This is a genomic window from Phyllobacterium ifriqiyense (genome assembly GCF_030817885.1).
In the GTDB taxonomy this organism is placed as follows: domain Bacteria; phylum Pseudomonadota; class Alphaproteobacteria; order Rhizobiales; family Rhizobiaceae; genus Phyllobacterium; species Phyllobacterium ifriqiyense.
This window is the reverse complement of the sequence record NZ_JAUSZT010000003.1, coordinates 2,520,502-2,542,892: the sequence shown is the minus strand read 5'-3', so window position 1 is coordinate 2,542,892 and position 22,391 is coordinate 2,520,502. Positions and strand designations below refer to the sequence as shown.

Sequence of the window (22,391 nt, the reverse complement as noted above, 5' to 3'; positions counted from 1 at the left end):
TTGCTGAAAAAATTCAATCTGCAATTGCAATATAGTTGCGCTAAGTTGAATTCACCCCATTTCAACTTCGACAATGCCCGGAATAGCCTTCATGGCGCTCGCTATTTGCGGGCCTATCCGGTAGCGGTTAGGCAGTTCAATCTCAACTTCATTGGCACCGTTCTGCTTGATCAGAATAAGGCTGACAATCTGCCCGTCATTTTGCGGCGTCAAATAGGGCGTAATAGCCGCCAGAGGCTCGCTGGAGCGCATATATAGCCGCAACGCCTTCTGCATGCGTGTAGCTTCATCTTCAAGCGAATGTGCCGTCTGTATGCGCAGGCTAATGCCCTCAGGCCTGTCCTCTGCGCCAACTGTGATGACAACGGAACGGCCCGGTTCCAGCAAGTCGCGGAATTGCGCCAGCGCTTCTGAAAATAGGATCGCTTCAAATTGCCCTGAGGAATCAGAGAATTGGATGATTCCCATCTTGTTGCCAGTTTTGGTACGACGTTCCTGCTTTGCGGTAATTGTACCTGCCAGCCGCCCGGCATTGGCACCACGCTTCACTGCCGCAGAAAACTCTGACCAGGTTTGAACGCGCATTTTGTCGAGGATGGGTTGATATTCATCAAGAGGATGCGCGGAAAGATAAAAGCCCGCCGCCTCAAATTCCCGTCGCAGTTTTTCTGATGAAAGCCAAGGGCTTACGGACGGAAGCTGAATTGTTTGCGCAGTTGCAGCCATACCGCCGAAAATGTCCGTTTGACCGCTGACACTGTCTTCTTGTGTGCGTTGCGCATGGCCAATTATACGATCCAAACCGGCGATAAGTGCTGGCCGCTCCCGTCCAAAACAGTCAAATGCGCCGACATTGATAAGGCTTTCGAACACCCGCCTGTTGACGACCCGCGGATCGATCCGCTCACAAAAATCTTCAAGGCTGGCATAAGGCGTCGATCCGCGCTTTTCGACAATATGATCGACAGCGGCTTCACCAACGCCTTTGATGGCGGCCAACGAATAGTAGATGCGGTTTTCGCCGACTTCAAATAGCCGGTAGGACGTATTGACCGAAGGCGTGACAACCTCGATACCGAGCCGCACAGCTTCACGCCGGAAATCATTGAGCTTGTCCGTGTTCGACATATCGTAAGTCATTGACGCGGCTAAGAATTCAACCGGGTAATGCGCTTTCATATAGGCGGTCTGGAACGATACGATAGCGTAAGCGGCCGCATGGGATTTATTGAAGCCATAATCGGCAAACTTCGCCAGGAGGTCGAAAATAAAGTTGGCCTGCGGCTTTGTCACGCCCCGCTCAACGGCGCCATCAACAAAGCGAACTCGCTGCAAATCCATTTCAGAGCGGATTTTCTTACCCATGGCGCGCCGCAGAAGATCGGCTTCACCGAGCGTATAGCCCGACATTTCCTGCGCGATCTGCATCACCTGTTCCTGGTAGATGATGACGCCCTGCGTTTCCTTGACGAGATGGTCGATTTTGGGATGAATCGACGCCATCTCCTCATCGCCATTCTTGCGCGCATTATAGGTCGGGATGTTCTCCATTGGCCCCGGACGATAAAGCGCGACAAGCGCAATAATATCCTCGATCCGATCAGGTTTCATACCAATCAGCGCCTTGCGCATGCCGGTACTTTCCACCTGAAACACGCCGACAGTCTCGCCGCGCGACAGCATCTCGTAAGTCGGTTTATCGTCGAAAGGCAGATTTGAGAGATCCACGATTATATCGCGGCGACGGACCAGATTCACCGCAGTTTGAAGAACTGTCAGCGTTTTCAGGCCGAGAAAGTCGAATTTGACCAGCCCGGCCTCTTCCACCATCTTCATGTTGAACTGCGTAACCGGCATATCGGAACGCGGATCCCGATACATCGGGACGAGTTCAGAAAGTGGGCGGTCACCAATGACGATACCGGCGGCATGTGTCGATGCGTGCCGGTAAAGGCCTTCGAGTTTCAAAGCAATATCAAGCAAACGCTCGACCACGGGTTCCTTGTCACGTTCTTCGCGCAGACGCGGCTCATCCTCAATAGCCTTTGAAAGCGTTACCGGATTGGCGGGATTGGCAGGAACCATCTTTGTCAGGCGATCCACCTGCCCGTATGGCATTTCAAGAACGCGCCCGACGTCACGCAAGACAGCGCGCGCCTGCAATGTTCCGAACGTTATGATTTGCGCTACCTGATCGCGCCCATATTTTGCCTGAACATAACGGATGACCTCGTCACGCCGTTCCTGACAGAAGTCGATGTCAAAGTCAGGCATAGAAACGCGGTCGGGATTGAGAAAGCGTTCGAACAGAAGCGAGAATCGCAGCGGATCGACATCCGTAATAGTCAGAGCGTAGGCAACAAGCGAGCCAGCACCGGAACCACGCCCCGGCCCAACAGGAATATCATGCGCCTTTGCCCATTTGATGAAGTCCGAAACGATAAGGAAGTACCCAGGATACTTCATTCGGGTAATGACGGAAATCTCATATTCGAGACGTTCGGCATATTCTTCCCGTGTATGGGCTCCCGCAAGCCCTACAGTCGCAATCCGCTGTTCAAGCCCTTCGCGAGCCTGGCGCGCAAGCTCTTCCGCCTCTGCTGCCAATGCAGCTTCAGGATCGGCGCTTTCTCCGGTAAAGCGCGGCAAAATCGGAGCGCGATTCTTCGGGTAGTACGAACAGCGCATGGCGATTTCGACAGTGTTTTCTACAGCCTCCGGCAAATCAGCGAAGAGCTCCACCATCTCATCTTCGCTCTTGAGATAGTGGTCCGGACTAAGGCGACGCCTGTCGTCAATCGATAGCAGCGATCCAGATGCGATTGCCAGCAAGGCATCGTGGGCTTCATAGTCGGCACTCTTGGAGAAGAACACGTCGTTGGTGGCAACAAGCGGGAGTTCCAGCTCATAGGCCAGGTCCACCTGTGTCGCTTCCAACGCCTTGTCATAGCCGCGATGGCGCTGCAACTCGACATAAAGTCTGTCGCCGAACAGTGATTTCAGCATCAAAAGCCGCTGGCGGGCACGATCAATCCGATCATCCTTGATTGCCTTGGCAATAGCACCCTCTGGTCCGCCGGATAGCATGATAATGCCATCCGTTTTTCCTGCCAGCCAGCTGGAAACTATGTGGACCGGATCACCAGAGGGAGTTTCAAGATAAGCCCGGCTGACAAGCCGAACGAGATTGGCATAGCCCTCTTCCGTCGCCGCCAGCAAAACCAGTGGCGCGAGCCCGAGCGCTTCACGCCGGTTTACATTGCGGCTCTCCTCGGTCTGGTCGTGAAACGCGATATCCATCTGACAGCCGATGATAGGCTGCAATCCGGCTTTTGAGCCTTTCTGCGCAAACTCAAGAGCGCCGAAAAGATTGTTTGTGTCAGTAATTGCAATGGCGGGAGCCTTGCTGGCCACAGCAAGGTCGATCACCTTGGGAACCTGCAACGCGCCTTCAAGCAATGAATATGCGGAATGAACTCTCAGATGGACAAAGCGCAATGGGCGCTTGCCTGCATTGCTCATATTGCCGTGCCCATCTGCCACTTTTTATCTCCGATACTGAACGGAGAACCGATTCCACCGCGCGCATATAGTCCGATATGCGTGATGAGGTGTCTACTCAAATTGAACGTTTGGGCCGCGTGAACAGTGGATAGTCGGGGCTCGCTCAATCATCCCCGAAGGGATGTTTCTTCAGATGACGCTCACCCACATCGCGAATGTCGCAATGAAGAGACTGACGGTAACAAATGACATCACATCCTGGAAAAGTTCGCTCATCGGTAAAACCCTTCTTCGTTTGCACTATGTATATGTTTTGTTCCATTTTTGTTCTAAAGTCAAGCGCATCTCCGGCATGGTGAGTGCTATGGTTTTCAAATTGCTAATGAGAGGTAAATACTGCTGACTAATCAGAGATTGGTGATCTTGCCGTCTTTCAACGTAACACGTCGATCCATACGCCGGGCAAGTTCATGATTATGCGTAGCAATCATTGCCGACAGGCCGGATTGACGAACAAGCGCCTCCAGTGCTTCGAACACGTAAGATGAGGTAACGGGGTCGAGATTGCCCGTAGGCTCATCGGCGAGTAATACAAGCGGCGCGTTGGCCACAGCGCGGGCAATCGCCACTCTTTGCTGTTCACCGCCGGAAAGTTCGCTCGGGCGGTGAGCTGCCCTCGCCCCCACCTTCATATAGTCGAGCAGCTGCTGAGCACGTTCCGAGGCAACGCCCGGCTTCATGCCGCGAATCATCTGAGGCATCATCACATTCTCGAGAGCAGAAAATTCGGGCAGAAGATGGTGGAACTGATAAACAAATCCCACATCATTGCGACGGATGGCCGTCCGCTCTTCGTCCGACAAAGAACCGCAGGAGCGCCCGTCAAGAATTACATCGCCACTATCGGGCCGCTCAAGCAAACCGGCAGTGTGTAGCAATGTGGATTTCCCTGCACCCGAAGGCGCAACAAGCGCAACCATTTCTCCCTTGCCCAGAGAAAAACTGGCATTGTCGAGAATGATGAGTTCGCGGCCGATTTCATCATAGCGGCGACCGACATTCGTCAGCTGCAAAATAGGCCCGGCCATTTTATTCGTACCTCAGAGCTTCAACGGGATCGAGTTTGGCTGCGCGCCAAGCGGGGAAAAGCGTCGCCAAAAACGATAGGACAAGCGCCATGAGAATTACAGTAAAGGTCTCGTTGAAGTCCATTTTGGCCGGAAGAGTACTTAGGAAATAGAGTTCAGGATTGAAGAGTGTCGTCCCGGAAAGCCAGGAGAAAAACTCCCTGATCCGCTCGACATTGAGGCAGACGACGACGCCAAGCACGACCCCGGCAATCGTGCCAGTCACGCCGATGGCTGCGCCAGTCATCAAGAATATGCGCAGGATGGAATTTCGCGTTGCACCCATGGTTCGAAGGATGGCGATATCGCGGCCCTTGTCTTTCACGAGCATGATGAGTCCCGATATGATGTTCAACGCCGCGACGAGCACGATAAGCGTCAGAATCATGAACATGACGTTACGCTCAACTTGAAGCGCGGAAAAGAATGTCTGGTTGCGCTGTCGCCAATCGGTCAACATGACCGAGCGCTGTGCCGCTTCTTCAATCGGCTTTTTCAGTGCGTCAACATCGTCCGGTTTGTCGGCAAATATTTCGATCGATTGAACCTTGTTGTCCTGATTGAAATAGAGCTGCGATTCCTCGAGCGGCATGAGCACGATTGAGGCGTCATATTCTGACATGCCAATCTCAAAAATGGCAGTCACCGGGTAGGATTTGACCCGTGGCGCCATCCCAAGCGGCGTCACATCGCCATCAGGAGAAATCAGCGTCAGCCGGTCACCGAGGCCCAAGCCCATATTTTCGGCCATGCGCGTACCTATTGCCACGCCGCCTGCGGTGTTAAAACCCTGAAATGTGCCCTGCCGTACGTTCTTCGCCACAAGTTGCAGCTTGGCGATATCGTCTTCGCGCAAACCGCGGACAAGCGCGCCTGATCCGGCCCCCACATTGCCTTTGGCCAGGACCTGGCCTTCGACGACGGGGATGGCAAAAGATACGCCTGGCACGGCATCGACACGCTTGATAACAGCGTCAAAATCATCCAATGGCCGATCCATTGGCTGCATGATGACATGGCCGTTGATTCCGAGAATTCGGGTCAAAAGCTCGGCCCGAAAACCATTCATCACCGCCATGACGATGATAAGCGTCGCCACCCCAAGCATGATACCCGTAAACGAGAACCCGGCGATAACCGAAATAAACGTTTCCTTGCGCCGGGCACGCAGATAGCGCCAGGCAATCATACGCTCAAAGGCTGAGAATGGCTTTGAACCAGAGGGCGCGGTCGCTGCTTTTTCTGTCATAAAGTTCCCGCCTGAAAGTCCGCAGGACCGGCCAATTTGTTGATTGCGGCTTCGATGGAGAGCGTTTCACGCTCGCCTGTAGCACGATCCTTGATCTCGACTTCGCCAGCGGCCACACCACGCGGACCAACAATTACCTGTGTCGGTAAACCGATCAGATCCATCTTGGCAAATTTTGCACCCGGGCGATCATCCGTATCATCAAGCAGCGGCTCAAGGCCGGCCCTCGTCAAGGCGTCATAGAGCTTCAGCGCAACTGCATCACATGCATCGTCGCCGGGCTTCATGTTCACAATACCCGCACCAAACGGAGCAACTGCCTTGGGCCAGATGATTCCGTTTTCGTCATGTGAGGCCTCGATGATCGCTGCAATAACGCGCGACGGCCCAATGCCATAAGACCCCATCGAGACCAAATGCTCCTTTCCGTCAGGACCGCTTACCTTGGCCCCCATTGGTTCGGAGTATTTTGTGCCGAAGTGGAAAATGTGGCCAACTTCAATACCGCGTGCAGCCATCTGGTGGGAGCCATCCACCTTGGACCAAGCCGCCTCATCGTGCATTTCGTCAGTGGCAGCATAGGGCGTCGTCCAACGCGTGACGATATCGGCAATCTGCTGATTATCGTCGAAATCCGTATCAGCACCTGGCACTGGCAGATCGAGATAGGCGCGATCGCAAAAAACCTGGCTTTCTCCGGTTTCGGCAAGAATAATGAATTCGTGGCTCAAATCACCGCCGATTGGACCCGTATCCGCGCGCATCGGAATGACCTTGATACCGAGGCGCGAGAATGTCCGTAAATATGCAACGAACATACGATTATACGCAGCCTTGGCACCCTCAAAATCCATATCGAAAGAATAGGCATCTTTCATAAGGAATTCGCGCGAACGCATAACACCAAACCGGGGACGGCGCTCGTCGCGGAATTTCCACTGAATATGATAAAGATTGAGCGGCAAGTCCTTGTAAGATTTGACATAAGCCCGGAAAATCTCGGTGATCATTTCTTCATTTGTCGGGCCAAACAACATTTCCCGATCGCCGCGATCTTTAATACGCAGCATCTCGTCGCCATAAGCATCATAACGGCCGCTTTCACGCCAAAGATCTGCTGACTGAATTGTCGGCATCAGCAATTCAATTGCGCCCGAGCGATTCTGTTCTTCGCGGATGATGTTGCTTACCTTGTTGAGAATGCGCAGTCCCGCCGGCAACCAGGCATAAATGCCTGCTGATTCTTGGCGAATCAGTCCGGCACGCAGCATGAGCCGGTGCGAGACGATTTCAGCCTCTTTAGGATTCTCTTTAAGGATGGGCAGAAAGTAACGGGAAAGCCGCATTGAGGGTCACCAAAATTGAACAACGCCTGAGTGCTTGAAGAATCAGGCAAAACCAAGTGCAAAGTCGATATTTCTTATCGGCTTCATGGCTGATTGGGAACCCGCAACTGCATATAACACAGGATGATATTGAGGGGTGATTCACTCTGCTGCAAGATTTCTAATCAAAAGATGACAGTAACGAATATTTTTCGTGACATTTCGAAGGCAGTCCGCTATTTTTTTAAGCATAAGGAGAAAGTAAGAATATTTCTGCTTTCCTACGCGGTCAAAGTCTTGGGAGGATGTGACCCTTGGCGCGGTTTCCGCAGCCGCCACGCAAGTGGATGGGTCAGACGCGATCTTTAAATGCAAGGCGAAAGCCTTGCATTTTTTTTGTCTTCATTTATGGGTTTGACGAATATTTTTCATTTTAAATTCAATACCTTATTTTTCGTGCCTAATATCCTAATTTTAAAATAGGTGTGATTCCCGATTGACGGTCGGCTGCAACAGCGCTGTAAGTAGAAATTAAATTTATTTTAGGCACCCATTCAATGAACTTGCACGGTCGCACGTGCGAACAGCATTTTTAGTCCAAGCTATTTTATTTATTTCAGGCAGATTATTTCATGACAGAATTATTGCGCAGAATTTGCGTGGGAACCGTTACCCGCAATCGCCCGATCATGTTGCAAGTACTCCTCGCCTCCTATGCGAAAATGGCTATCCCTGCCAACACGCAGCTGCATTTTGTTATTGTTGAGAACAATTCCTTTCCGACGCTTACCGAAATTATAGAGCGCTTTCGTACGAGCGTTCCCAACTGCAGCGTACAATATGAAGTCGAATCGCGCCTTGGAATTGCATATGTACGCAACCGCGTACTCGATATTGCAATTTCCAGCGGCCACGACCTGCTTACCTTTGCCGATGATGATGAAACAGTAGAACCGGATTGGCTGGTTGAGCTGCTCGCGGAACGGGATGCTTCAAATCTTGATATTGTCGGCGGACCAGTACGGCCAGCGCCGGTAGCAGGTGTTTCATTATGGCAAAGAATGATTTGGAACGCCTTGAAAAACATGGCGGAAAAAGGTGAATGCAGCGCCTGCGCCTGTAGGTCGAAAGGTGAAGCCGGCAAACTTTGGCTCGCCACTAACAACTGGATGGGCAATCTCAACTTCTTTCGATCAAGCGGATTACGCTTTGACGAAGCACTTGCGCTTAATGGCGGTGAAGATTGGCGACTTTACCGTGAAACAAAGAAGATCGGAGCAAATACCGGCTGGGCCCCCAAAGCGATTGTGTATGACCATATACCGAAAGAAAGACTGACCTTGGCCTATCAATTCAAAAGAAGCCGCGACCATTGTGCCATTGAAACCAGAACTAAATTAGCAACGCAGCGAGTATACACATTGTATCGTATACCGGGATCAATTGCAGCCCGCCTTCTAAAAATGATAATTCAATTGATCATTGCACCCGTTACGCCTGGGGAGTCACTTGTAAAATCTGCTGCATATTTGGGAAGTATTACGGGAATGCTGCAGGCGTTTACGAACATACAGTCTCCACACTATCAAACGATTACTGGAGCCTAGCTATATACAGTTCAGTCGAGCTGCGGAAAAAATACCGGCAGGTCGTTGACGCCATAACCAAGCCGTTGATTGACAACGTAGAAAAATTGCGAAAATGACTGCGGATACAAGCGTGGTCCACAGGAAGACTCGTCCCATGCGATGCTTGTGCGGCGCGCTCGGCGTTGTGCCCAGTGTTACGTCATTCTCTTCAGCCTGCGTGCGCAGGCCAATCGGCAGCATGGTAAAAAGCGTCAACCACCAGAAAATGAAATAAACTGCCAGCGCTGTTGCAATCGGCATTACTCTTGCTCCAGTTCGATCAACGTTCCGTTGAAATCCTTCGGATGAAGAAACAGAACAGGTTTGCCATGAGCTCCAAGCTTCGGCTCGCCATCACCCAAAACCCGGGCACCCTGCTCTTTTAGGCGATCTCGCGCGCTCAGTATATCGGGCACTTCGTAGCACACGTGGTGAATACCACCTGACGGATTTTTCAGGAGGAAAGCCGATATGGGCGACTCGGAAGAAAGCGGTTCAAGCAGTTCGATCTTGGTGTTTCCGACATCGATGAACACAACTGTAACGCCATGCTCAGGCAATATCTGCGGTTCTGTCAGCTTTGCTCCGAGCGTATCCCTATAGATGGCGGACGCAGCCGCCATATCTGGAACTGCGATAGCCACATGGTTGAGCCGTCCCAGCATTGCTTACCTCAGACCTTGGTTACGAACACAGTGACAATCGGCTTTTTGCCCCATGCTTCGTTGGCGGCGGAGCGAACCGCACGGCGAATTGCCTCACGCACCATGGCAAGATCGCGTCGCTTCTCCCTCGGGATACTTTGGACCGCACCAACAGCAGCATCGTAAAGAAGATCCTCCAGGAGCTCACCTTCATCGTCTACTTCCGGAACTCCGAAAGGGACAAGCTCCGGATCTTCAAGAACGTTGTACTTGGCGTCGAGAATAAACGACACCGCAACATGGCCGACATAGGAAAGCTTTCGGCGATCAACGATGCCGACCTCTTCCTCGTCGCCGATCAGCCTGCCGTCTTTGATCAGGCGGCCAAAGGGCGCTTCACCAATGATCTCTGCCTTGCCCGGAGCAAGGCGCAATATATCGCCATTGCGCACTTGCGGCACTTCTGGAATGCCTGCCATTGCAGCCAGTGATCCCTGCCCGACAAGATGCGCAGCCTCACCGTGAACAGGAACAAGAATGCGCGGGCGAACCCACTCATACATCCGCTTCAATTCGTTGCGTCGCGGATGCCCCGACACATGCACCAATTGATCACCATCGGAAATGATCTGGACACCCTGCTCTATCAGAAGGTTTTTGGTGTCATTAATCGCCTTTTCATTGCCGGGAATGGCACGCGATGAGTAAATAACCGTATCGCCGGGCGAAAGTGCAACACTGCGCATTTCATCGCGCGCCAGTTTGGCAAGGGCAGCACGTGGTTCACCTTGGCTGCCGGTCAATATGATGACCATGTTTTCCCGCGGAATATAGCCGTAATCATCCTCCGACAGGAACTCAGGCACACCATCCAGATAACCAAGCTCGGTCGCGACATCGATCATGCGCTTCATCGAACGTCCGAGCACAAGCGTTTGCCTGCCGGCATCGCGCGCTGCCAGGGCAATAGAACGGATACGCCCGACATTGGATGAAAACGAAGTTATCGCAACGCGTCCACGGGCGTTTTCAATGATTTGCCGCAGGCTTTCGCCAACTTCTTGTTCGGATGGCGATTCGCCATCACGCAAGGCGTTGGTAGAATCGCACATCATGGCGAGAACGCCTTCGTCACCCAGAGCGCGGAATCGCGCTTCATTGATCAGCGGTCCGATCGAGGGTTCCGGGTCCATCTTCCAGTCGCCTGTATGGATGACTGTTCCAAGCGGAGTCTTGATTGCCAATGAAACCGGCTCAGGAATGGAATGCGTCACAGCCAGTGCTTCGAACTCGAAAGGGCCGACATTGAAGGTTTCGCCAGCACGGTAGATTGTGACTGGGATATCCGGTGCACCGGGTTCCGAGTGCCGCTTGGCGGCAAGAAGTCCGGCAGTAAATGGCGTGGCATAAACAGGAACATTGAGAAGTGGCCAGAGATCAAGCAGCGCTCCGTAGTGATCTTCATGCGCGTGGGTGATAACAATACCCTTGAGGTTGTTGCGCTCAGCCTGCAAAAAACGAATATCGGGCAGGATCAGGTCAGCTCCGGGAAGATCTGGGCCAGCAAAGCTCACACCCATATCGACCACGACCCATTCGCGTTTGCGCGCGGGGCCATAGCCGTAAAGGGCCAGATTCATGCCGATTTCGCCGACACCACCTAAAGGCAGGAAAACAAGTTCCGCTTGATCGGAATTTGCCATTTATGCTCCTAAAAACTGAAACTCATTCAGCGTTTGCCGATGCCACTGTTCCAAAATGGACGTCACCGGCTGCAATTTTTTGCCGTACACCGTCATTATCACGAATGACGAACTGGCAATCTTCGTCAATTGTTTCGAATATACCACGCAGTACAGCTCCGTCTATTCGAACGGCGACTTCACTGCCAATTCCTGCCGCCTGCGAGAGCCAACGTTTGCGAATGTCACTTAAGCCCCGTCCATTCGCCCAAATGCGATAGTTCTCTTCCCAGGCGTCCGACAAGGCCAGAAACACTGTTTCGGCATCGCAGTTCGCACCAAGCCGTGCCAATGACGTAGCTGGATAAGGGACATCCTGCGGATAGGCAACAACATTAACGCCGATGCCGATAACTACTGCCAAATGCCCATCCGCCATCAAGGTCGATTCAAGCAGGATACCGGCGAGCTTTGCGCCACCCGCCAGCAAATCGTTTGGCCATTTAAGCTCCACCCGTAATGGCGATTTTCCAGCACCTGCATTGCTTGCGCCATCAATGCCAACGGAAAAATTTGCTGAAGGACATACTGCGTTGAGCGCATCAGCAAGCGAAAGACCAGCTACAAAGCCGAGCGTCGCCGCACTTTTCAGTTCAAGATTTCCGGTAAGCAATAAGGAAGCCGCCAGATTGCCCTCGGGAGAAGACCAAGCCCGGCCGCGCCGCCCTCGCCCGCTCGCCTGCTTCTTGGATACGATCCACAGCTTGCCAGGATCACCCGCCTGTGCGCGCTCGAGCGCGACAGCATTGGTGGATCCAATCGTTTCGAAAGCTTCCAGTCGAAAACCATTCTGCTCTGCGATAGGCGATAGGGCAAATCCCGTCAAATTCTTCGCCCTAGAAGAAGGACTTGGATGCCGCTTCCGCGTAGGTACTAATCGGACCGCCGATCAGAACATAGAGCAGAACAAGCAGACCGGAGGCACCAAGCACGAGTCGAAGTTCGCCAGCGACTGGAACGAAACCGCCAACCGGTTCATCGAACCACATGATCTTGATGATGCGCAGGTAGTAGAACGCGCCCACAACCGAAGCCACAATGCCGATAATAGCAAGCGCATAGAGATTAGCCTGCATCGCTGCAAGGAAGGTGTACCACTTGCCCCAGAACCCGGCGAGCGGTGGGATACCTGCGAGCGAGAACATGAGGATGGTCAATATGGTCGCCATAATCGGATTTGTACGCGAGAGACCGGCAAGGTCGCTGATCTGTTCGACATTTCCATCCTTGCGGCGCATTGCCAGAATGAATGCAAATGTACCAAGCGTTGTGACCAGGTAGATCAGCATGTAAATGGCAACGCCTTTAACGCCAACCTGCGTACCTGCAGCAAGCCCAACAAGGGCATAGCCCATATGGCTGATGGAAGAATAAGCCATCAGCCTCTTGATATTGCGCTGGCCGATGGCCGCAAAAGCGCCAAGGATCATCGACGCAATGGCAATAAACACGACAATCTGTTGCCAGTCATGCGTGATCGGCTGAAAGGTATCCACTGATACGCGTGTCAGCAGCGCCATCGCCGCCATTTTCGGCGCAGTTGCAAAGAAAGCTGTTACCGGTGTCGGCGCGCCTTCATAAACATCTGGCGTCCACATATGGAATGGAACTGCCGATATCTTGAATGCAAGACCAGCAAAAATGAAAACCAATCCAAAAACAACGCCGAGCTGACGTTCGGAGCTGGCGAGAGACTGGGCAATACCTTCAAAGCCGGTATGACCCGTAAAGCCATAAACCAGTGAAATACCATAGAGGAGCATGCCGGATGACAGCGCGCCAAGAACAAAATATTTCAGGCCAGCTTCCGTGGAGCGAACGCTGTCGCGGTTGATGGCGGCGACGACGTATAGCGCGAGTGATTGCAGCTCAAGGCTCAGATATAGAGACAGCGTGTCATTGGCTGAAATCATCAGCAGCATGCCGACATTGGCCAAAAGGATCAGGATCGGGAATTCGAACTTGTCGAATTTCTCGCTTTTGGCAAAGCCGGACGACATGATGAGAGTAACGATCGAGCCTGCCAGTGTGAGTACTTTCATGAAGCCGGAAAAGGAATCATTGATGAAAGCACGACCGAAAGCGTTTCCCTGTTGAGGAAACACGGCAACAAGCACCAGTGCCAGCAACAGCAATATGATGCTGAGACCATTGACCAGCTTGTACGACTTCTCGCCGGAAAATGCTCCGACCATCAGGAGAGCCATCGCTCCCACTGCTAGAAGCAGTTCGGGAGCCATGAGCGTCAGGTTGGCAATCATATCGGTCTGCATCGGCCTTGGCCTCTTCCTGCTATTTCAACGCCAAAGTGGCCGCTGAGGACAGCGCGTTATTATATTGATTGATAAGTGCATGGACGGAGCTGGCCGTCGCATCGAATACCGGCATCGGATAAACACCGTAGAAGATCGTCAGGATCAGCAGCGGATAAATCACTGCCTTTTCCCGCGGCGACATATCCAGAAGCGCCTTCAGGCTTTCCTTGTCGAGCGAACCGAACACAACGCGCCGATAGAGCCACAATGCATAGGCCGCCGAGAAGATAACACCTGAGGTGGCAAAAAGAGCAACCCATGTATTGACGCGGAACACGCCCATCAAGGTCAGGAATTCACCGATGAAACCGGATGTGCCAGGCAAGCCGACATTGGCCATGGTGAAGATCAGGAACACGACCGCATATTTCGGCATATTGTTCACAAGGCCACCATAGGCAGAGATTTCGCGCGTATGGGTGCGGTCATAGACAATACCGACACACAGAAACAGCGCTGCCGAAACCAGGCCGTGGGAAAGCATCTGGAACAATGCACCCTGAATGCCCTGCTCGTTTGCTGCGAAAATACCCATGGTCACATAGCCCATGTGAGCGACCGAGGAGTAAGCGATCAGCTTCTTGATGTCTTCCTGCATGAGGGCGACAAGGGATGTGTAAACAATGGCGACAACCGAAAGAGTATAGATGATCGGCGCGAAATCAGCCGATGCTATCGGGAACATCGGAAGCGAGAAGCGCAGGAAGCCATAGCCGCCAAGCTTCAACAGAATACCGGCAAGAATGGCGGAAGCTGCGGTCGGCGCTTCAACGTGCGCATCCGGCAACCAGGTGTGAACCGGCCACATAGGCATTTTCACCGCGAAGGATGCGAAGAAGGCGAACCAAAGCCATGTTTGCATTGAAGCGGGGAAAGAATGTGCAAGCAAGGTAGGAATATCGGTCGTTCCAGCCTGCCAGTACATTGCCATGATGGCTAGCAGCATCAGAACCGAGCCGAGCAGCGTATAAAGGAAGAACTTGAAGCTGGCATAGACCCGGCGCTTTCCGCCCCAGACACCGATGATAATGAACATCGGGACCAGTACTGCTTCAAAGAACACGTAGAATAGCACGATATCGAGTGCGCAGAACACACCAATCATCAGCGTTTCCAGAACCAGAAACGCGATCATATATTCTTTAACGCGGTTCTGGATCGCTTCCCAGCTGGCCAGAATGCATAGGGGCATAAGGAAAGTGGTGAGGATGACGAACAGCATGGAAATGCCATCGACTCCCATATGGTACGATATACCACTATCGAGCCATGCGGCCTTTTCCACAAATTGAAAGCCCGCTTCTGCATTGTCGAAATAATACCAGATCGGCAATGACAGAAGGAAGGTAATGATCGTCGTCCACAAAGCGACATTGCGAATGTTGCGGCGTGCAGCATCGCTGTCATCCCGGATGAGCAGGATCAGAAAGGCACCGACCAATGGTAAGAAGGTAACGGTGGTAAGAATTGGCCAGTCGGTCATCAGAAGTTGCTCCCGAGCATCATCCACGTGACGAGTGCGGCGACCCCGATGAGCATCGCGAACGCATAGTGATAAAGGTAACCGGTTTGCAGGCGCACCACGCGGTTGGTGACATCAACAACACGGGCGGAAATACCATCCGGGCCATGCCCATCAATCAGCCAACCATCGCCGCGCTTCCAGAGGAATTTGCCGAGTGCCATTGCCGGGCGAACGAAGAGGAAATCATACAGCTCGTCAAAATACCATTTGTTCAACAGGAACTGGTAAAGTCCGGAATGCTGTTCGGCCAAACGGCGTGGGGTTGCCGGTGAGCGAATGTAGAAGTACCAGGCACCGATAAAGCCCGCTACCATTGCCAGGAATGGCGACATGGCAACGATGAACGGCACGTGGTGATACTCCGCCAATATTTCGTTTTCAGGCCCGGTAAACAGCGCACCCTTCCAGAACTCGGCATATTCGTGGCCGAAGAAAAACTCTTTGAACACGACACCGGCAAAGAGAGCGCCAATGGCCAGAATGAACAGAGGCACGAGCATGATGTAAGGCGATTCATGGACGTGATGCATCACATCATGGCTTGCACGCGGCTTTCCATGGAATGTCATGAATATCAGGCGCCATGAATAGAAGCTGGTAAATACAGCCGCAATCACAAGCAGAATGAAAGCGTAGCCTGAAACCGGATTATGCGAAGCAAAGGCGGATTCGATAATCGCATCCTTGGAGAAGAACCCTGCCGTGCCGATAACGGTACCTGGAATACCAAGCCCAGTCAGTGCAACTGTTCCGATGATCATCATCCAATAGGTCTTGGGGATGAGCTTACGCAGACCACCCATGCGGCGCATGTCCTGTTCGTCGGAAACGGCATGGATAACCGAACCGGCGCAAAGGAAAAGCAAGGCTTTAAAGAAAGCATGCGTGAACAGATGAAACACACCTGCGCCATAAGCACCAAGACCGAGCGCCACAAACATATAGCCAAGCTGCGAGCAGGTTGAATAGGCGATGACGCGCTTGATATCGTTCTGGACCAGACCGACGGTCGCAGCAAAGAAAGCTGTTGTTGCGCCGACGACCGTCACGAAGATCAAAGCGGTATGCGACAGCTCGAATATTGGTGACAGACGCGCCACCATGAAAACGCCGGCCGTGACCATCGTTGCAGCATGGATCAGCGCCGACACAGGTGTCGGGCCTTCCATGGCGTCCGGCAGCCATGTGTGCAGCAAAAACTGTGCCGACTTACCCATGGCGCCCATGAACAGTAGCAAACAGGCAATGGTGATTGCGCCCTGCTTGTCGAGTTCATAGCCAAGGAAGTTCAAGACAACCTTCCCTGCATCCGCAGCGCCTTCAGTAGGAAGATAGGTAGCAGCGGCGCTAAACAATGTATCGAACTGAACAGTATCGAAAAGTACGAAAAGCGAGAAAATGCCGAGCAAGAAACCAAAGTCACCGACACGATTGACTATAAAGGCTTTCATGGCAGCAGCATTTGCCGAAGGCTTCTTGAACCAGAAGCCGATAAGCAAATAGGAAGCAAGACCAACACCTTCCCAGCCAAAGAACATCTGGACAAGGTTGTCGCCGGTCACAAGCATCAGCATTGCGAAGGTAAAGAGCGAAAGATAGGCGAAGAAACGCGGGCGATGCGGATCGTGATGCATATAGCCGATGGAATATGTATGCACGAGCGCCGATACAGTATTGACCACGACGAGCATGACAACCGTCAGCGTATCAATACGAAGAGTCCAGTCGAAGCTCAACGAGCCGGATTCCACCCAATGCAGAACCGGAACTTTGAACGCCTCGCCGTGACCAAGACCTACGCTTACAAAGGCTACCCAAGACAGGATAGCGACAATGATCAGCAGACCAGTCGTTACATATTCACTCGCCTTGGCACCGATTGACGAGCCAAAAAGGCCCGCTATCAGAAAGCCGATCAGCGGCAGGAAGACAATCGCCAGATACAGCATGCCCCCGTCAACCTTTCATCATATTGACGTCTTCCACGGCAATCGACCCACGATTGCGGTAGAACACGACGAGAATTGCAAGACCGATCGCAGCCTCGGCAGCAGCAACAGTCAGAACAAACAATGCGAAGATCTGGCCAACCAGATCACCCAACGCGGCTGAGAAAGCCACGAAATTCAAATTAACTGCCAGAAGGATCAATTCGACCGACATCAGGATAATGATCACGTTCTTCCTGTTAAGGAAAATGCCGAAGATGCCCATCGTGAACAACAAGGCAGAGACAGTGAGATAGTGAGCGATACCGATTTCCATCATCAAATACCTTTGCCTGTTTCAACCTGTTTGATCTCGACCGCCGTTTCAGGCGTGCGCGCGACCTGCTGCGAGATATTCTGACGCTTGATGCCCTCCTTGTGGCGCAGCGTCAGGACGATCGCACCGATCATTGCAACCAGCAGCACAAGACCTGCAATCTGGAAGAAATAAACGTAATCAGTGTAGAGAATATCGCCGAGCGCCGCCGTATTGGACCGTGTGGCAATGTCCGGCGTTGGCTGAACGACGACCGACGCAACATTTGGCGCAAAGACTGAACCGCCGAGCACCACAATCAATTCAACTGCAAGGATAATACCAACAAGCGCCCCAACCGGAGCATACTGCAAGGCGCCGCTTTTCAGTTCGGCAAAGTCCACATCCAACATCATGACAACGAAGAGGAAGAGAACAGCCACCGCACCGACATAGACAACAAGAAGGATCATCGCCAGGAATTCAGCGCCGGTCAGCAGGAACAGTCCCGCCGCATTAAAGAAGGCAAGGATAAGGAACAGTACGGAATGCACTGGATTGCGGGCTGCAATCACCATGAAAGCACTGGCGATTGTTATGAAGGCGAAGAGGTAAAAAAACGCCGCCGCTATACCTGTCAGCATGGGTTCCCCCGATTTCCATTCCGGCAGAATGTTCTGCCATTTTCAACGAATCGGCCGCACATTCGGCAACCGGTCCTTCCAAATTTCATGCGTCTTAGCGCATGTTCATGTCTGGTTGAAGCGACCGGACATGGACACAAGCGCGCAGTCGTCAATTAACGGTAAGGCGCGTCCAGAGCGATATTGCGCGCCAGTTCCCGCTCCCATCGATCGCCATTGGCGATCAACCGTTCCTTGTCGTAGTAAAGTTCTTCACGGGTTTCCGTGGCGAACTCAAAATTCGGCCCTTCGACAATCGCATCGACCGGGCAAGCTTCCTGACAGAAGCCGCAGTAAATGCACTTCACCATATCGATATCGTAACGAACGGTGCGGCGCGTTCCATCATTGCGGCGTGGGCCAGCTTCGATGGTTATCGCCTGCGCCGGACAGATCGCCTCGCAAAGCTTGCAGGCAATGCAGCGCTCTTCCCCATTGGGGTAGCGGCGCAACGCATGCTCACCACGAAAGCGCGGGCTGATTGGTCCCTTTTCATAGGGATAATTCAATGTTGCCTTCGGCGCGAAGAACTGCCGCATCGACAAAAAGAATGCGTTGACGAACTCTAAAAGGAGTAGCGATTTGGCAGCTTGTGCGAGCGAACTCATGGTGTAAGCCCCGTGATTTTGAGAAAGGCTGCGGTCGCAACAACCATGAAGAGCGAGATCGGGAGGAATACTTTCCAGCCAAGACGCATCAACTGATCATAGCGGTACCGCGGAACAAATGCCTTCACCATGGCGAACATGAAGAAGCACATAAAGAGTTTCAGCAGGAACCAGACAACACCCGGAACCCAGTTCAGGAACCAGACATCGACCGGCGGCAACCATCCACCGAGGAACATGATGGTCGTCAATGCGCACATCAACGTGATGGCAACATACTCGCCGAGGAAGAAAAGCAAAAACGCTGTCGAAGAGTATTCGATCATATGACCGGCAACGAGTTCGGATTCAGCTTCAACCAGATCAAAGGGTGGGCGATTGGTTTCAGCCAAAGCCGAAATGAAGAAGATGATGAACATCGGGAAGAGGCCGAGCCAATACCAGTCAAGGAAAGAGCTTGGCAGGCCAGCCATTGTGCCTAGGCCATCCCTCTGCGAATTGACGATATCCGTCAGGTTCAGTGAACCCACGCAAAGCAGGACGGTGACAATCACGAAGCCGATGGAGACTTCGTAGGAAACCATCTGCGCTGCAGACCGGAGCGCGCCGAGGAACGGATATTTCGAGTTGGACGCCCAACCAGCCATGATCACGCCATAGACTTCCAGTGACGAAATCGCGAGAACATAAAGAATACCGACATTGACGTTGGCTACGGCCCAGCCTTCATTGACCGGGATAACAGCCCATGCAGCCATGGCAAGAACCGATGAAACCAAAGGCGCAAGAAGGAAAATACCCTTGTTTGCACCCGATGGAATAATCGGTTCCTTGACAACAAACTTGAGAAGATCGGCGAAGGACTGCAGCAAACCGAAGGGGCCGACAACGTTTGGACCACGACGCAACTGTACAGCGGCCCAGATCTTGCGATCTGCCAAAAGCAGGTAAGCGATGATCAACAGCATCACGACCAGCAGCAGCAGTGATTTTCCGAGGATAATCAGCAGCGGGACGATGTACGTGTAGAATATGTCTTCCATGTCAGTCTCTTCCCGCCTACTCGGCTGCCTGCTTGAAGCCGCCCTTGGCAAGCGCAGAGCACTCCGCCATGACAGCAGAAGCCCGCGCTATCGGGTTGGTTAGGTAAAAATCAGCGATCGGCGAAACGAAGGCCGTCTTTTCAATCGAAAGGGATGCATTTGCCAGCTTTGCAACATCGGCAGAGGCACCAGATTCGATTGCATCGACCGCTGCCAGATGCGGATACTCTGCATAGAGCTTCGAACGCAAGGCCACCAGAGAGTCGAAGGGAAGTTTTTTACCAAGAACATCAGACAGGGCACGCAGCACGGCCCAATCTTCTTTGGCATTGCCCGGAGCAAAACCGGCACGATTGGTCATCTGCACCCGGCCTTCCGTGTTCACATATGTTCCGGACTTTTCAGTATAGGTTGCCCCAGGCAGAATAACGTCCGCATTATGCGCACCTTGATCGCCATGCGTGCCGATATAGACTGTGAACGCACCGCTCTTGCCCGACCATGGAAGTTCGTCAGCGCCGAGCAGGAACAATACATCCAGTGCGCCGTTCATCTCGGCAACAGTCTTGCCGCCCTCACCCGGTACAAAGCCAATATCGAGCGCACCGACACGGCTTGCAGCCGTATGCACGACGCCAAAACCATTCCACTCATCGCCAAGCGCGCCGGTATCAGCAGCGATTTTCGCCGCAAGACCGAGAACTGCCGCACTATCAGCACGGTTAAGCGCGCCCTGACCGATAAGAATCAGCGGATTCTTTGCTTTCTTAAGGACGCCATGGAACTTCAGCGAACCGGCGGCAAGGTCAGCCAGGGTTTCAGCACCCGCGCCAAGATATTCGTACTTGAAGCGCATATCGGCCTGCTCGCCGATAACTGCAACCGGTATCCCAGCAGCTCGCCAACGCTTGCGCAGACGCGCATTGAGCAAGGAAGCCTCAAAGCGCGGATTCGAACCAATGATCAAAACCGCATCGGCTTGCTCAATTCCATCAATCGATGGGTTGAAAATGTAGGATGCGCGGCCATTGGCCGTGTTGAGCACCGAACCATCCTGGCGCGCATCGGTATTGGCTGAACCAAGCGACTGCATCAGCAGCTTCAGGGCATACATTTCTTCGACGGTTGCCAGATCGCCTGCAATCGCGCCGATCTTTTCGCCGCTTGTCTTCGCAACAGCGGCCTTGATCGCCTCAAAGGCTTCCGGCCAGCTGGCAGCAACAAGACGTCCGTCCTTGCGGATATATGGCCGGTCAAGACGTTGTGTACGCAAACCGTCCCAGATGAAACGTGTTTTGTCGGAAATCCATTCCTCGTTCACCTGCTCATTGACGCGCGGCAGAATGCGCATCACTTCGCGGCCTCGCGTATCAACGCGGATCGCTGAACCGACAGCGTCCATCACATCGATGGATTCAGTCTTCGTTAGTTCCCAGGGCCGCGCCTGGAAAGCGTAGGGCTTGGATGTCAAAGCACCAACCGGGCAAAGATCAATCACATTGCCCTGCAGTTCGGAGGTCATCGCCTGTTCAAGATAGGTGGTGATCTCGGCATCTTCGCCGCGACCAATCAGACCGAGCTCGGAGATACCAGCAACTTCAGTGGTAAAGCGAACGCAACGCGTGCAATGAATGCAGCGTGTCATGATCGTCTTGACCAATGGGCCGATATATTTGTCCTCAACGGCGCGCTTGTTTTCCTTGTAGCGTGATGAATCCACGCCAAAAGCCATCGCCTGATCTTGCAGATCGCACTCGCCGCCCTGATCGCAGATCGGGCAATCCAGCGGATGGTTGATCAAGAGAAATTCCATCACGCCTTCGCGGGCCTTCTTGACCATAGGCGTATTGGTAAAGATTTCAGGCGTCTCGCCATTTGGACCTGGACGCAGATCGCGGACACCCATGGCGCAGGAAGCAGCTGGCTTAGGCGGTCCACCCTTGACCTCGATCAGGCACATGCGGCAATTGCCGGCGATCGACAAACGCTCATGGAAACAGAAACGCGGCACTTCTGCACCAGCCGTTTCTGCGGCCTGCAGAAGCGTGTAGTGATCCGGTACCTCGATTTCATTACCGTCGACTTTGATCTTCGCCATCGTCTGTCCAACCTCGCGGAACATTCCGCATTCTTTTCCGGCTGCCTTAAAGGCCGCCAACAATTTCATACCGCCGGTACGACCGGCATGCTCTTTATTTTACTTCACTTACAAAACGGTTTGCCTGACCAACCCAGTCATCCCGCGAAATCCGGCCATTCAACTTCAGCTGTCCATCAATCTTGGCAATATCATCCGCTGTCCATGCTGCGATCTGCGCATAAGAACGAATGCCCATGGAGTTGAGAACTTGTTCAAGCTTCGGCCCTACCCCCGAAATCTTTTTAAGATCCTCGATTGCTGCCGATGAAATATTTTCCAACGAATTGGCGATAACATCGTTCTTGCTGCGCTGGGCCGGTTCGGAAGCCTTTGCTGCCTCGCCTGTCTTCTCACGAATGGCTGCCTTAAGATCAGCAATAGCGACAGGAGCGGTTTGTTTCACGCCTGTCGTCTTCAAATCGAACGAGCCAAGCATGGCATTTGTCCAAATACCGAACATGCGTGTGGCAATAGCAGTGCTCGCAACAGAAACAGCCGCGGCAACCTCGAGCTGAGGTGCCAATAGATTGGCAACCGGAATCATCTGTTTCGGCAAGAAAGCCGCCCAGTCAGATCCCAGTGGTTTGTTTCCGATGTTGGACATCAATCCTTCA

17 protein-coding genes and 1 pseudogene are annotated in these 22,391 nt (G+C 52.8%); 1 reads left to right on the top strand and 17 read right to left on the bottom strand.

Features of this window, described 5'->3' with window-relative positions:
* Positions 1-51 precede the first annotated feature (51 nt).
* The 4 genes from dnaE to proS all read right to left on the bottom strand — a co-directional run bounded on the left by dnaE (position 52) and on the right by proS (position 7,226).
* Positions 52-3,522, bottom strand: coding sequence for a DNA polymerase III subunit alpha (dnaE, locus tag QFZ34_RS20055; protein WP_115053319.1), 3,471 nt, complete (start codon positions 3,520-3,522; stop codon positions 52-54).
* Positions 3,523-3,911: 389 nt separating this feature from the next.
* Positions 3,912-4,592, bottom strand: a complete 681-nt coding sequence (locus QFZ34_RS20050) for an ABC transporter ATP-binding protein (protein WP_115053204.1) — start codon at positions 4,590-4,592, stop codon at positions 3,912-3,914.
* A gap of 1 nt (position 4,593) precedes the next feature.
* Complete coding sequence (locus QFZ34_RS20045; protein ID WP_307284673.1) at positions 4,594-5,880, bottom strand: lipoprotein-releasing ABC transporter permease subunit; 1,287 nt, start codon at positions 5,878-5,880, stop codon at positions 4,594-4,596.
* Positions 5,877-7,226, bottom strand: a complete 1,350-nt coding sequence (gene proS / locus QFZ34_RS20040) for a proline--tRNA ligase (RefSeq protein WP_115055280.1) — start codon at positions 7,224-7,226, stop codon at positions 5,877-5,879. The genes QFZ34_RS20045 and proS overlap by 4 nt, the downstream gene beginning before the upstream one ends.
* Positions 7,227-7,837: 611 nt before the next feature.
* Between proS and QFZ34_RS20035 the strand changes: the two genes are divergently transcribed.
* The gene (locus QFZ34_RS20035; RefSeq protein WP_307284668.1) at positions 7,838-8,812 is read left to right on the top strand and encodes a glycosyltransferase family 2 protein; all 975 of its coding nucleotides are present in this window, start codon (positions 7,838-7,840) and stop codon (positions 8,810-8,812) included.
* A gap of 11 nt (positions 8,813-8,823) precedes the next feature.
* On the opposite strand, the pseudogene QFZ34_RS20030 reads toward QFZ34_RS20035, so the two are convergent.
* The 13 genes and pseudogenes from QFZ34_RS20030 to QFZ34_RS19970 form a co-directional block, all read right to left on the bottom strand.
* Positions 8,824-9,094: pseudogene (locus QFZ34_RS20030) on the bottom strand (DUF1467 family protein).
* Positions 9,094-9,498: a methylmalonyl-CoA epimerase gene (gene mce, locus QFZ34_RS20025; protein ID WP_115055286.1), complete on the bottom strand. Its 405-nt coding sequence runs from the start codon at positions 9,496-9,498 to the stop codon at positions 9,094-9,096. Before mce ends, QFZ34_RS20030 begins: the two are co-directional and overlap by 1 nt.
* Before the next feature lie 8 nt (positions 9,499-9,506).
* Positions 9,507-11,180: a ribonuclease J gene (locus tag QFZ34_RS20020; RefSeq protein WP_115055288.1), complete on the bottom strand. Its 1,674-nt coding sequence runs from the start codon at positions 11,178-11,180 to the stop codon at positions 9,507-9,509.
* A gap of 22 nt (positions 11,181-11,202) precedes the next feature.
* Positions 11,203-12,045 (bottom strand): biotin--[acetyl-CoA-carboxylase] ligase, encoded by an 843-nt coding sequence (locus QFZ34_RS20015; protein ID WP_307284665.1) that lies wholly within the window; start codon positions 12,043-12,045, stop codon positions 11,203-11,205.
* 10 nt (positions 12,046-12,055) lie between these two features.
* Positions 12,056-13,492, bottom strand: a complete 1,437-nt coding sequence (nuoN, locus tag QFZ34_RS20010; protein WP_307284662.1) for an NADH-quinone oxidoreductase subunit NuoN — start codon at positions 13,490-13,492, stop codon at positions 12,056-12,058.
* 19 nt (positions 13,493-13,511) lie between these two features.
* Positions 13,512-15,017 carry an NADH-quinone oxidoreductase subunit M gene (locus QFZ34_RS20005; protein ID WP_307284659.1) on the bottom strand — a complete coding sequence of 502 codons (1,506 nt, stop codon included), beginning with the start codon at positions 15,015-15,017 and terminating at the stop codon, positions 13,512-13,514.
* Positions 15,017-17,008: an NADH-quinone oxidoreductase subunit L gene (nuoL, locus tag QFZ34_RS20000; RefSeq protein WP_307284657.1), complete on the bottom strand. Its 1,992-nt coding sequence runs from the start codon at positions 17,006-17,008 to the stop codon at positions 15,017-15,019. The genes QFZ34_RS20005 and nuoL overlap by 1 nt, the downstream gene beginning before the upstream one ends.
* A gap of 7 nt (positions 17,009-17,015) precedes the next feature.
* Positions 17,016-17,324, bottom strand: coding sequence for an NADH-quinone oxidoreductase subunit NuoK (gene nuoK / locus QFZ34_RS19995; RefSeq protein ID WP_115055399.1), 309 nt, complete (start codon positions 17,322-17,324; stop codon positions 17,016-17,018).
* 2 nt (positions 17,325-17,326) lie between these two features.
* Positions 17,327-17,947 carry an NADH-quinone oxidoreductase subunit J gene (locus tag QFZ34_RS19990; RefSeq protein WP_115055298.1) on the bottom strand — a complete coding sequence of 207 codons (621 nt, stop codon included), beginning with the start codon at positions 17,945-17,947 and terminating at the stop codon, positions 17,327-17,329.
* Positions 17,948-18,102: 155 nt separating this feature from the next.
* Positions 18,103-18,594 carry an NADH-quinone oxidoreductase subunit NuoI gene (gene nuoI / locus QFZ34_RS19985; RefSeq protein WP_115055300.1) on the bottom strand — a complete coding sequence of 164 codons (492 nt, stop codon included), beginning with the start codon at positions 18,592-18,594 and terminating at the stop codon, positions 18,103-18,105.
* On the bottom strand, positions 18,591-19,637 hold the full coding sequence (gene nuoH, locus QFZ34_RS19980) for an NADH-quinone oxidoreductase subunit NuoH (RefSeq protein ID WP_115055302.1): 1,047 nt from the start codon (positions 19,635-19,637) through the stop codon (positions 18,591-18,593). Before nuoH ends, nuoI begins: the two co-directional genes overlap by 4 nt.
* A 16-nt stretch (positions 19,638-19,653) precedes the next feature.
* Positions 19,654-21,735: an NADH-quinone oxidoreductase subunit NuoG gene (gene nuoG / locus QFZ34_RS19975; RefSeq protein WP_307284650.1), complete on the bottom strand. Its 2,082-nt coding sequence runs from the start codon at positions 21,733-21,735 to the stop codon at positions 19,654-19,656.
* 94 nt (positions 21,736-21,829) lie between these two features.
* Complete coding sequence (locus QFZ34_RS19970; RefSeq protein WP_307284647.1) at positions 21,830-22,381, bottom strand: helix-hairpin-helix domain-containing protein; 552 nt, start codon at positions 22,379-22,381, stop codon at positions 21,830-21,832.
* Positions 22,382-22,391: the final 10 nt, after the last annotated feature.